At 35.8% G+C, this 12,371-nt stretch carries 9 protein-coding genes and 2 pseudogenes; 3 read left to right on the plus strand and 8 right to left on the minus strand.

All coding sequences use genetic code 11. The annotated features are described in order from the left end of the window. Positions 1–59: 59 nt before the first annotated feature. Positions 60–822 (minus strand): annotated as a pseudogene (locus tag NL281_RS03815) (IS982 family transposase); the annotation flags it as partial. An 85-nt stretch (positions 823–907) separates the two neighbouring features. Between NL281_RS03815 and NL281_RS03820 the strand changes: the two are divergent. Together NL281_RS03820 and uvrB are read left to right on the plus strand one after the other, a co-directional pair. Then, a pseudogene (locus NL281_RS03820) lies at positions 908–1,228 on the plus strand (transposase); the annotation flags it as partial. Between the two features lie 395 nt (positions 1,229–1,623). Next, positions 1,624–3,531: an excinuclease ABC subunit UvrB gene (gene uvrB / locus NL281_RS03825; protein ID WP_253303657.1), complete on the plus strand. Its 1,908-nt coding sequence runs from the start codon at positions 1,624–1,626 to the stop codon at positions 3,529–3,531. Positions 3,532–3,697: 166 nt separating this feature from the next. On the opposite strand, the gene NL281_RS03830 is transcribed toward uvrB, so the two are convergent. From NL281_RS03830 to NL281_RS03855, 6 genes are all read right to left on the minus strand, one after another. Next, positions 3,698–4,867 (minus strand): IS4 family transposase, encoded by a 1,170-nt coding sequence (locus NL281_RS03830; protein WP_253303197.1) that lies wholly within the window; start codon positions 4,865–4,867, stop codon positions 3,698–3,700. A 127-nt stretch (positions 4,868–4,994) separates the two neighbouring features. Continuing rightward, the gene (locus NL281_RS03835; protein WP_253303658.1) at positions 4,995–6,188 is read right to left on the minus strand and encodes a hypothetical protein; all 1,194 of its coding nucleotides are present in this window, start codon (positions 6,186–6,188) and stop codon (positions 4,995–4,997) included. Positions 6,189–6,425: 237 nt separating this feature from the next. Next, complete coding sequence (locus tag NL281_RS03840) at positions 6,426–7,112, minus strand: hypothetical protein (protein WP_253303659.1); 687 nt, start codon at positions 7,110–7,112, stop codon at positions 6,426–6,428. Between the two features lie 56 nt (positions 7,113–7,168). After that, positions 7,169–7,585, minus strand: coding sequence for a hypothetical protein (locus NL281_RS03845; RefSeq protein ID WP_253303660.1), 417 nt, complete (start codon positions 7,583–7,585; stop codon positions 7,169–7,171). Between the two features lie 20 nt (positions 7,586–7,605). Next, positions 7,606–7,836: a hypothetical protein gene (locus NL281_RS03850; RefSeq protein ID WP_253303661.1), complete on the minus strand. Its 231-nt coding sequence runs from the start codon at positions 7,834–7,836 to the stop codon at positions 7,606–7,608. 93 nt (positions 7,837–7,929) lie between these two features. Continuing rightward, on the minus strand, positions 7,930–8,985 hold the full coding sequence (locus tag NL281_RS03855; protein ID WP_253303662.1) for a hypothetical protein: 1,056 nt from the start codon (positions 8,983–8,985) through the stop codon (positions 7,930–7,932). A 603-nt stretch (positions 8,986–9,588) separates the two neighbouring features. Between NL281_RS03855 and NL281_RS03860 the strand changes: the two genes are divergently transcribed. Continuing rightward, the gene (locus NL281_RS03860) at positions 9,589–11,010 is read left to right on the plus strand and encodes a hypothetical protein (protein ID WP_253303721.1); all 1,422 of its coding nucleotides are present in this window, start codon (positions 9,589–9,591) and stop codon (positions 11,008–11,010) included. A gap of 107 nt (positions 11,011–11,117) precedes the next feature. Here NL281_RS03860 and NL281_RS03865 read toward each other — a convergent pair whose 3' ends face one another. Continuing rightward, positions 11,118–12,074: an IS5 family transposase gene (locus NL281_RS03865; protein WP_253303014.1), complete on the minus strand. Its 957-nt coding sequence runs from the start codon at positions 12,072–12,074 to the stop codon at positions 11,118–11,120. Positions 12,075–12,371: the final 297 nt, after the last annotated feature.

Here is a 12,371-nt window from a genome sequence, read left to right on the forward strand (position 1 = left end):
AGTTTTAGAGAGAAATTTTATACACTATCGCTGATATTTTTCCTTAAGTTGACGCCATTGGGTGATCTGTTGCGAGTATGCTCAATCTCAAATTTGTTTTTCAGAGAGCCAAAAACTGTCTCAATAATCGATCTTTTTCTTAACAAAATCTTCTCATTTAGCGCCATTAATGAGTTTTTCATACCCTTTTTTATACTGGTTACAAGCTTTAACCCTCTATCGAATAATTCGTGAAAAGGATCTTTTTTGATATATCCTTTATCTCCAAACAATAATCCAATCAATTTCTTAGTTAAATTTGGCACAGGTATCAACGTTGCCTTTTATCACCGTAACCCCTTGAATTTCGCCAGTTTCATTAATTACTAGATGTACCGAAAAACCACCCATAAGTAGTCTTTCCAATCTTTGCCAACCCTTTGAAAACTTTGTTTCTCGAGGTCCTTTTTGGATTGCAAACAGCGATAGATGTTGCATCTATGTACGAAATCCCTGTCACTTTTGACTGTTCGCAAAACCATTGCATTAAGAGCGCTAAATACCATAAAACCCGCGATTTAGCCTGATAAACCTACTATAAGATGGCAATTTTGGAAACGCTGATTCGTATAATAATTTCAAATAATGCACATAGAAAATTTTAAAATTGTCGCACTTGGATTGGTGATATAGCAATATTATGGTAAAAATCTCTGAATGCGTAATCTCTGGCGTCCTGGTTGGTTTTTTGCCACTTGGTAGAAGTTTTTCTGCAAAATTTTCATCGACTGTATTGCAAAAATCATCGACTATACAAAAGATTTCTGTTACTTTCTCTTTCATTGGTAACCTCCTATTTTAGGAATGAATATCAAATACCTCGGAGTTTACCCTATTTCCTTACCTTTTCTATTTTTTCTAATTTACAACTGGGGTTAGCAGTGCTGTGAGAATGGTTGAAAGCGCAAAAGAAAACCTCTCGGAAGTTAAAAATATACTGGTCGATGCAGGTTATACAGGAGAAAATTTTGCAACTCAAATAAAAACGATTATTGGAGCAACTGTAGAAGTAATAAAACGAAGTGAATTACATTCCTTTGCTGTATTGCCACAAAGATGGGTTGTAGAGCGATCTTTCGCTTGGTTAGAAAAATGCAGACGATTGTGGAAAAATTGCGAGCGAAAACTTAACACTGGCCTACAAATGGTCGTTCTTTCCTTCATTTCTCTTCTATTGAGAAGATTTTAAACAGGTTCTAAATCTTTATTTTAAAAATGTCATATTGACCACCGGTACCTGAAAATACTATTCCAATTGATCAGAGCTATCCATTTCCTTAATTTTTGTAACGTTGTCATAGGAGTACTATAACTTTAGTATCAACTATGTTTTATTGTTTTTGCATCTAAAAAAATTTAGCTTATTCAAGCAGCATTTTGCCTTTTTTTGGATGTAGGGATTTTTTAGGAATTGTCTTCTTGAATTCTATGGTATTTTGTTTAACATTGAAACAAGATTCCAGTGTCAGCTACTTGCATGACATTGTTGGTTAATGTTTTATGGCTTTACGATAGCTATACAACTTATCTTAAAAGCAATATAGTGTTTACTATACAATGAATCAAAGATAGTAAGTAAAGTCTATGGAATTTCAAATCGCTACACATTTTCAACCGGCTGGGGATCAACCACAGGCAATCGATAGCTTAATTGCAGGGCTAAATAGCAATAAAAGAGATCAGGTTTTGCTTGGAGTTACTGGTTCTGGGAAAACTTTTACTATGGCAAATGTTATTGCAAGGACAAACAGGCCTGCATTAATTATGGCACACAATAAAACTTTAGCAGCACAGCTTTATGAGGAAATGAAAGGATTGTTTCCCCATAATGCTGTTGAATACTTCATTTCTTATTATGATTATTATCAACCTGAAGCCTATTTACCACAAACTGATACTTATATCGAAAAAGATTCTGCAATTAACGAAAGAATTGAGATGCTGCGTTATTCCACCGTCTGCTCCCTTTTGGAGCGCAGGGATACGATCGTAGTTGCCAGTGTTTCCTGCATATACGGTCTTGGTTCGCCTGAGAGCTACCGCAGCATGATCATACCGCTTAGTGTTGGAAATAAAATTCGTATTAATGATTTCCTGAGCAACTTAACTGATCTTCAATACAAGCGCTCTGATGCCAGGTTTGAGAGAGGATATTTCAGAGTGCGCGGCGATATTGTTGATATATTTCCTTCCCATTATGAAAATAAAGCTTGGCGTTTATCGTTATTTGGCGATGAAATAGAAGAAATTTCTGAAGTTGATGCTATAACGGGCAATGTTACCAAAGGCGTAAATAAAATCACCATTTTTCCAAATAGCTATTACATAACCCCGCGTGAGGCTTTGTTGCAGGCAATTGAACTAGTCAAAAAAGAGCTGCATGAACGCTTGGATTATTACTACTCGCAAAATAAGATTGTTGAAGCAAAGCGCCTCGAGCAACGCACTAATTTTGATATCGAAATGATGAGAACAACAGGAATATGTAAAGGTATTGAAAATTATTCGCGTTATCTCTATGGAATGGAAGCTGGGGATCCACCACCTACTTTGTTTGAATATTTACCCAAAGACGTAATTTTATTTGTTGATGAGAGTCATGTCACCGTTCCTCAGGTTGGTGCGATGTACAGTGGTAATGAGGCGCGTAAAAAGAAATTGATCGACTATGGCTTCAGGCTCCCTTCCGCTTTTGATAATCGTCCATTAAAATTTGAAGAGTGGGAGGGAGTTAGGCCGCAGACTGTTTACATTTCAGCCACTCCAGGAAAGTATGAGTTGGCAAAGACCAATAATGTATTTATAGAGCAAGTTATCCGTCCAACAGGGCTTACAGACCCAATCTGCATTGTAAAACCAATAGAGAGTCAAATTGATGATGTAATTCATGAGGCACAAGTGACAATAGGGAAGGGATTTTGTGTTTTAATCACTACATTGACGAAAAAAATGGCTGAAAATTTAGCTGAATATATGAGTGAATTGAATATGAGAGTGAGTTATTTGCATTCTGATATTGCTGCGCTGGAGAGAATAGAAATTATATACAAATTGAGATCTAAAGAAATCGATGTTTTAGTAGGTGTTAACTTGCTGAGGGAAGGTCTTGATATTCCAGAGTGTGGGTTGGTTGCAATTTTGGATGCTGATAAAGAAGGATTTTTGCGATCGGAAACTTCATTAATTCAAACGATTGGTCGTGCTGCGCGTAATGCTGAAGGTAGAGTAATTTTGTATGCAGATAAAATCACTGGTTCTCTGGACCGTGCATTAAGAGAGACCGAAAGAAGAAGAAAAAAACAAGAAGAACATAATATATTGCACAATATTGTCCCAAAGACTATAATAAAACCTATATCAAACACCTTACAGGAGAGGGCAATAGCAGAACCGAAAGTAAATACTAATAAGGATGATTTGAGAAAGCAAATGATAGAGCATGCTAAAAATTTGGAGTTTGAAGAAGCAGCAAGAATAAAAAAATTATTGTAAGGTTAAGTAATATATGATGCTATGGGCATAGTATAAAAATGTAAATAATTTTATTGATATCTTTATATTAATACTTTTTAAATATTTAGTACCGCGCAATATCTGCAATGGACAAGAAAAACTAACACCAGTGCTTTCAGGGTCAGGGGCATAAGTGTTGAAAGTATCAAAAATAACGTGATATGAGATGATCAACGGCATGTAAATTACCTCCCGACAGTAAAACAATCGAACGTATAAAAGAGTCATTTAGATCCAATGTGAATTGCAGTAATGCTATTTTGAACCCATGTAGATTATTTTTGATTTTATAAACAAGAAATAACAAAGCCGTAATAATAATCATGTAAATATACACCTTCATGCCATTCATAGTATGGCTTAAAAAGTGCTTATATCCAAGATTTTGCTTTATAAATTTAAAGAACACTTCTATATCCCATCTGCGCCTATATAGCTCTGTTACTTCATAAGCTGGCATTTCAAACAAGTTTGTCAAAAACCATATTTCATCTCCAATTTTATTTCTGATTTTTATTAGCCGTAGATCATGCTTTTCTGCCACTTTACCTCGTGCACGATAAAGATTAACTATTATATCTTCTAAAATCTCTGATCCATCCGATTTTTGTTCTCTTATAACTTTGTTCCTGCTTATAACATCATGTTTTCTTCCTACTTTAACTCTTGTGATAAATTTGTACTCCTTTTCATCAAATTCGGCAAAAGTTCCAACTTTTCTGATTCCTCTATCAAATAATAAAATATCCTCTTTTTCAACTTTAGCTTCATTAATTGCTCTCACTAATGCTATATCTTCACTACTTTCTTCTTGTCCTTTACAAAATCTTATACTTGTCGGCAATTGATCCTTTAATCCTACACTCACTTTAACTTGACTGTCGTTACTTTTACCGCCTATTTTTAGCCCATCTTTTATGAGATATCCCGATAAATTTATGATCGTCGAATCAAACTTATGTAAGTTATTTGATGTTTTTTGGGGTAATAGCTTTTTAATCTTGCTCATCAAATCAATATATACTCCCTTAAAATATTCTGGATTTATAACTTTTAACCTTTTTGACAAACCACTGTATGTTACTGTACTTTTATCGCTATTCTTATCCATTATACACCTGTTTATTACCATTTCTAGCGCTCTTAGGCTTGTTTTTTGCCCCATTAATATTAACTTCATTAGACCTTTAAATATAATCTTGCCCAACAATTTAGTATTACATTTATCTACTTCACTTAATTTTCCTAGCCTTTCTAAATCCTCATCTTTTATTAAATTTAGTACTCTTTCTATTTGATCCATTATTGCCTCCATTTTCTTGCAATAATAGTTCTTTATGTCTTTTTTGTGTTACTTTCAACACTTATGGGGTCAGGGGCTTTGGCCCTAACCCTAATAAAACGCTTAGGTGGCTGAGAGCGGTGGATTAGGTACAAACCGCTTATACAAAAACTTCTTTTCCTTCTTGCAAGTATTTCTTGATATTAGGAGAATCTACCCTAGAATTTATAAGAGATTTATCATTAAACTTTTCAATAAGCGACGGTGATTGTCCCCGCTCAAGCGACTTCCCTAAACCACTATCTGCAGAACTTGTAGAAACGTTACGACTAATTTCTTGTTCATCACCAAAGAATTTAAAAAGTAAGCCTTTTTTTGTCTTAAAAGGTAAATCTGAGTGTAGTTGCTTCCCCTTCTCAGGAGGAAGAACTGAGCACACTTGCTCTGCTCCCTCAGAAGTAGAAAGAAGTGAACGCAGTGTCTCACTATCAACATAAAGTAAGTGTAGTAACTTCTCGTACTCAGGAAGAAAAAAGCCGGAGTTTAGCTTCTCCTTCATCTCAGGAGAAAGAACTTTGCATAGTTCCTCCCTCTGATCAGGATCAAGACGTTGTTGCCACTCTGGTCCACCTTCATGCGTAGGAGAAGTCACCCCTGAGGGTGGATTACTTTTTGCTTTTATTCTAGTTGGGAATGAAAAAAATGGCTTAGACACAGATGATTTTTCAGTTACATGATACACAAGATCACTTTTACTTGAACACATCGTATCACGCTCTACGCTATGTCGCTTAAAAGGTGATAACTTTGCTAGTATCGGCATTCCTTTTTTACAGAACAAACCACCCCCATGTTTCTTCTCCGGAGATTCACTTTCTTGTGACTTTGCTTCAGAACACTCATCACTACTTTTTTGATCACTGTTATCAGTAACTTGCTGTTTTTCAGGTTCCTCATTAGAAACCTCAAGATTTAAGAATGTTGAATCATCCCATGCTATAGGAGGAGTCAATGATGGCCTATATCTCACTTGCTGACCCCGAATCTCTATTAGCATACTTTCATCAGCACCTTTCGATGATGAAGGTCTACTCTGTGTCCATAATAAACCACTAGGTCCTGGTTGGGTAAACTGCGTTGACGACGTCCATTTATTTCCGGACGTGCTTTGTGATAACAAAGGGTTCATTGGCTGAGACCAAGTACTAGGTCCTGCTTGCACATTTTGAGCAGCACTTACACATTTCTCTGTACCCTGACTAACTGCAGTATAACTCAGATGTGAACGTGGCAAGAATTCTCCACTCGTTCCAGGAACATCTAACTTTTTATGCAGCATAAAAGATTCTTCCAACCCTTGCCTGGGAGACCCATCTAATGCTCCATCGGGACTCCGCGCTTACTATTACCCACAAATAAAAACATAGTATTGTATTTACTCAAATAATTTAATTTTATTAACCTGAAAGCTTATTAGATTAAAATTATTAAACTAAGAGTTATAATTTTAGCAACTAAAAGCTGTAAATTGCACCATATAAACAGTTATTTCAAGCAAAAGTTATGCCATTAAGAGCTATGCAACAAACATTTATATTTGTGGGTAATAGTAAGGACTCCGCGTGGGAGACTCCCATTTCATATCTGACAGTTCAGTCGATGGTGATCGCGACAATGCTTGAAAACGAAGCCCAGGATCAATCTCTATTTGACCATCTTTGTTGATTACAGAGTTTTCTATAATTACAGGAATTAAAAGAGCAATCTGTCTATCGGAAAAAGCATATACCTCACCAAATTCATTTGACCGTGTGGCTTCAGTTTGACCTCTAACATTAGTGAAAAGATCATGAGAAAATTTAGCATTAATCTTATTTGCCTCCATATAATTTAGGTACCTTAAACTATTACCTTCCTTGACCATAGGTATAAAAGCAAAGCGATCTCCATTACTTATCCTGTCTTCGCTAATAAAATTATCACGATAGTACCCACAAATTGATACCCCAGCTAAGCGAAAGATTAGCTCGCCCATAGCACCCTTGTAGCGCTCAGCCTTCACTTTCAAATTACCAACTCCTTGAAGATTAAAATTATACGCTGTCTTCTTTTTAGAAGTCTCTGTTACACTTCTTACAAAACCAATATTTTCAACGTCTTTAAAATATACTTTATTGTCATCAATATCATAGAAACCTGAGTAGTTATAACCATGCTTCTTTGTTTGTTCTTGAAGTGCTCCTATAAAATACGTTTGCAGATTTGGACTATTAAACAAAAGACATTTTATATAACCAGAGAACGAATCTATTTCTACCTGCCCTATACTTGCGTTTAAAATCTCTTCAATGTGTTTTTTACCAAGATGATGTTTTTCATCACTTGGTTTTTCACGTCCAGTTTGAATTCCTCAGCAAAGTGCACCTTGAGATTAAAGATTACTCCAGAGTCTATAGGAACTGTAAGCTTAGTCATTCTTGTTTTCTTGTCATACTTTAACCATTCCTTATCAAAGTGAAATGGAAAAGATCCAAGATCAAAAGCGTAACGCGCTACAGACTCATCAGAATAATATTCTCTTACTAAGTCTCTTGCCATCTGTGATAAGTACCTCTTTGCAGAGCGCTGACCACAATTAAACTTAACGACGATATTATCGCCCTCCACAACAAAATTAGTGTTGACTTTAGAGCCGTAATTACTAACGTTAAACGCATTAACCAGCTCCTTAACAAAATCTAAACTAGTCATAACTCCCCCCTATTCAAATATTACTTTTTTTTATTACTACCTTGAGCACTCTCAACTTTAGCATCACTCATCCCTGTATAAGGATAGTTATAACACCTATCAAACTTACTAGGATCTTTATGCATGTCCGGTCCTCCACCCCCTGTTCCACGATTAGCTGCCATCCAAGCAGCAGAATCATACCTACCAGAGCCTACCTTAAAACGAGGATCCCCTTGTGAACTAGAGCTTGCTTGTTGTTTTTTATCCATAATACCCTCCATTAATAAAAATATTATGTAATCTATATATTATAAATAAATCATAAGTGCAAGAACTTTTTTGCATTTTTATAAATTTTTTTTTCATTTCCCTTTATAACCTCCTTTAGGTTGAACATTTATAGAATTAAGTTCTGATTCTGGTGAAATTTGATCCTGTCCAGCAAGTAATTCACCGCAAATTTTATCTATATCAATTGTTTCTTTGCCAATATTACCGCTATTTCTCATATTTTGCTCACCAATTGACCCTATTGTTGGTATCTCTTGTCTGCTGGCATCATTTTCCCATTGGCCTCTTTCACTAGACTGCCCTGTATCTCTAAAAATTACTGGCTCCTTCTTTGGAGCTTCCTGTTTAAGTGCAGGTTCAGTTTTCTTCGGTTCCTCCGGCTTCGCTTTTTTCTCTTCTTCCACTTTTGGTTTTGTTTCCTCGCGGTTCTCATTGTTTATAACCTCCTTAAATATAGAAGGCATTATAGGCTTTGGTAAAAGATCAAGCTCTGGTTTGCTCAGAGGGACTGGCCTTACAAATCCTGGTGAAACGTCAAAAAGGAAAACTGGCACTTTAGGCTTTTCTCTTTCATCCACTTTCATTTCTACGTTTTCGCAAACTTCTTTATTTTCTTCCTTTAATGATGTTTTTTCTGCTTTTTTATCTTCTTTTTCTGTAGATGCCTCTACCGCAGCCGCCAACTCAACTCCAAACATCTCTGCGAACATTGTAACAATCCATCCGACAACGGCCATTTGTAACCTGAGTTTCAGATCTTGCAATGCAGTTAATCTTTCTAACGCCCTTGCAAACTCTTCTTCTGATAACTCACCACTGCCTAATTTCTCCTGCAATTCTTTTATCTCTTTGTCCAACTTCTGATTGAAACTTAAATCGCGTGCAAAAATCTTCTTGATTAACTCCTTAAGCTTGTCACGCATAAATTTAATTATCGAAGGAAGCCAATTTTTTTCTTTCTTCTCCTTGAGCATTTGGTAGATTTTCGGATCATCTACATCTACTTCAAAAAGGTTAAAGAGAGATTCAAAGAAATTCCAGAAATCTCCGAGTACTCTTCCTTTTTCACCAGTGAAGTAATCCTCATCATCACCTTCTCCGATATGTAGCTCTGCTTGAGATGACATTTCATCGACACAGCTAGAAGCCTGACGCTCACACTCGAGCCTTCTGAGCAAATCTTGTCTGGTGAGCTCCTCTACGCACTGCCTCTATTGTCTGATATAGCTAAAGTGACTTACGATAATTTGAAAAACAAAAATTCGTCATTCCGCTACTTGTTAGCGGAATCTATACCGCGAATGAATCGCGGTATGACGTAGGACTGCTGTCATCCCAGTGCGTGACACTGGGATCTCGTTCCTTAACTTTATAGTGTAAATTATTTCAAATTGTGTCTAGCTGCAAGTATAATAATTTCCATTTATAGATAAAGTATGTTGCAAATGTTATGCCAAAGAGTATGATAAAATCTATATCAAATACTTTACAAGAAAAAGTGGGATAGAGGCAAAAGCAAATATTAATAAGGATAATTTAAGAAAAGCGCATGCTAGAGTTTGAAGAAGCAGTAAAAATAAAAAATATTATTGAAAGGTTAAATAGCACATGATATAATATATATATATAGTGTAAAAATGTAAATAATTTTATTGACATCTTTACATTAATAGTTCTTAAATATTTAGTACTGTAGAATTAAATTATTAAGTTTTATGAAGGAAGTAAAAATGGTGGAAAGCTTTTCAGGTAACAACAGAGGCAGTAATTTTATTGAGGAGGCAAAAATAATGGAAAATTTTTCAGATAATAACGGAAACGGTAGCTCGATCTTCCAAGGAAAAATCAGGGAGCAAGATTTCTCTGCGGAGCAGAAGTTAAATGAACTAAAAGCAGCCATAGAGGAGCTCACCAGACAAGATTTGCTCAGGAGGCTCGAGTGTGAGCGTCAGGCTTCTAGTTGTATCGATGAAATATCATCTCAAGCAGAGCTACATATCGGAGAAGGTGATGGTGAGGATTACTTCACTGGTGAAAAAGAAAGAGTACTCGGAGATTTCTGGAATTTCTTTGAATCTCTCTTTAACCTTTTTGAAGTAGATGTAGATGATCCGAAAATCTACCAAATGCTCAAGGAGAAGAAAGAAAAAAATTGGCTTCTTTCGATAATTAAATTTATGCGTGACAAGCTTAAGGAGTTAATCAAGAAGATTTTTGCACGCGATTTAAGTTTCAATCAGAAGTTGGACAAAGAGATAAAAGAATTGCAGGAGAAATTAGGCAGTGGTGAGTTATCAGAAGAAGAGTTTGCAAGGGCGTTAGAAAGATTAACTGCATTGCAAGATCTGAAACTCAGGTTACAAATGGCCGTTGTCGGATGGATTGTTACAATGTTCGCAGAGATGTTTGGAGTTGAGTTGGCGGCTGCGGTAGAGGCATCTACAGAAAAAGAAGATAAAAAAGCAGAAAAAACATCATTAAAGGAAGAAAATAAAGAAGTTTGCGAAAACGTAGAAATGAAAGTGGATGAAAGAGAAAAGCCTAAAGTGCCAGTTTTCCTTTTTGAAGTTTCACCCGGATTTGTAAGGCCAGTCCCTCTGAGCAAACCAGAACTTGAAATTGTGTCAGATCCTTTGAAACATCTATTGCGTCTTGCTGAGCTTGAAAGAAAATATCATGAAAATTCACAAAAACCAGAAAAAGTGAATGAAGAGAAAAAAACGAAGCCGGAGGAACCGAAGAAAGAGGTGTGTCCACCTGCTCCAAAGACTGCAGCGAATACAACGGGGGTGAGAAAGGAAAGAAATTATTTTCAAGGATGCAATAGTAGGTGGGAAAGAAGGATGAGGCAAGATAGCAATAGTAAGCAAGCTTCAAATCAATCTGCTCAAGGCTCTGTTTCTAACGGGCAACCTAACCAAACTAGTGAAAATACTCTAGGAAAATCTGCTCAGGAATCTACTTCTGACAAAAGAGCTCCGAAGCAATCCGTTAAAAGTTCTGTTGCTGATTGTGAATATGATCTTACAGTTGGTTTTTGGAATGGTCCTGAGAATGAAGGTTCTGTGAGTAATGCTCAACCACCAAAAGAATTGACTAATGATGTAAAAGTTGAGAAATGTGCAGAAGGTCAGTCAGTAGGAAAGACATAATCATGAAGGTAGTTAGATTACAGTGATTTCTTTTTTGTCATTCCAGTGCGTGACACTGGAATGGCTTTGTTGCATCACACTTTATGAGATGGTGATTTATGGTAAATTCATGTAACTATCTCAAATTTAGCCATACCAATATCAGTGAATTTATTAAGCAAATAGCATTTGATTAGCAGTTCTTTTTCTCGATTTATCTCAGATTTATTCCTAAAACTAAATCCGAATATTTGCTTTAATCTTGAGAAAAACCCTTCAATATAAGATCTTTTCCCATAATTTACTTCTTTTTTCCATTCTTTCATGCCATCTTCACCGTATAATTTTATTAACCTAATAGCAGCATTCCTGTCAGACATATAATCTATTTCTGGATGTTCTGCCGCATTGTTTATTGGTGGAATTTTTGTCTTTATATCGTATTTGTTACACAACTTATAAAACTTGTGCCTATCACATGCTCTATCTGCATATAGTGCTTTTATGGCATGCTGAAAATCAACTTCTTTTAGCAAATCACAAGCTCCATAGTGATCAGAGTAGACACCGTTACTGTATTTTACAGCTATGGCTTTTTTGTTGTTTATATTCAACATTACGTGCAATTTTCTCGTTTGCTCATAGCCACGATATTTTCTGTCAGTGCTATTTTCCTTGCTGTGACCAGGAGTGTTGTTGTATATACTAATTCCTGTACTGTCTATAGCAATTTCGATATCTTCCATATTATTTTTATCAATTCTGCAATCATTTATCTTAATATTAAGTTTCTTAAACCTTCTTGATGCTTGTGAATAGCTGATAACTGCCAAATCTCTTCCTATTTGTTGCAAATACCCTTTTATAAACCCGACTGTTTGTCTTAAACCAATTCTAAAGAAACTGACGATTATATGCACCAAAATCACAACTTTATCACTATAAATATAGTTGCCGCCCTGCATTTTTGGACAATTCTCGTACCAATTTTCTATGGCGTCATTGATATAACAAAAAATGCTTCCTCTTTCTTGGAGAAATTTGTTATATTCATGGCAGTTACTGACTCTCATTTTTTGTGGCATATTTTTTCTTCAACAGTTAAATGGCTATTTATAATGAATTTTGTCAGTAACTGCCAGTTCTTTTCACTTGAGCGATGCAACAAAGCCCACTGGAATCCAGGCTGTGGGTTTGGTAAGTGTAGGGTTTTATGTTAAAAAGGAGCATTTTTGGTGAAATTGTGAAGAAAACTGGATCCCAGTGTCTAGGCACTGGGATGACAAGAAAGGGTAGCGCGTGACGCTGGAATCTTGAAATTTGTGTTTTGTGAAAAAGAGTGAATGAAATTTTTTGAAAAAAAATATAAAAAAGTGCTTGCA

Origin of the sequence: Wolbachia endosymbiont of Phyllotreta cruciferae (assembly GCF_918697765.1) — a bacterium.
Taxonomy (GTDB): domain Bacteria; phylum Pseudomonadota; class Alphaproteobacteria; order Rickettsiales; family Anaplasmataceae; genus Wolbachia; species Wolbachia pipientis.

What these genes read in the sequence shown, in the direction of transcription:
- uvrB (WP_253303657.1), top strand. Translation starts at nt 1,624, where the DNA reads ATGGAATTTCAAATCGCTACACATTTTCAACCGGCTGGGGATCAACCA.
- NL281_RS03830 (WP_253303197.1), bottom strand. Translation starts at nt 4,867, where the DNA reads ATGGAGGCAATAATGGATCAAATAGAAAGAGTACTAAATTTAATAAAA.
- NL281_RS03845 (WP_253303660.1), bottom strand. Translation starts at nt 7,585, where the DNA reads ATGACTAGTTTAGATTTTGTTAAGGAGCTGGTTAATGCGTTTAACGTT.
- NL281_RS03850 (WP_253303661.1), bottom strand. Translation starts at nt 7,836, where the DNA reads ATGGATAAAAAACAACAAGCAAGCTCTAGTTCACAAGGGGATCCTCGT.
- NL281_RS03855 (WP_253303662.1), bottom strand. Translation starts at nt 8,985, where the DNA reads ATGTCATCTCAAGCAGAGCTACATATCGGAGAAGGTGATGATGAGGAT.
- NL281_RS03860 (WP_253303721.1), top strand. Translation starts at nt 9,589, where the DNA reads ATGGTGGAAAGCTTTTCAGGTAACAACAGAGGCAGTAATTTTATTGAG.
- NL281_RS03865 (WP_253303014.1), bottom strand. Translation starts at nt 12,074, where the DNA reads ATGCCACAAAAAATGAGAGTCAGTAACTGCCATGAATATAACAAATTT.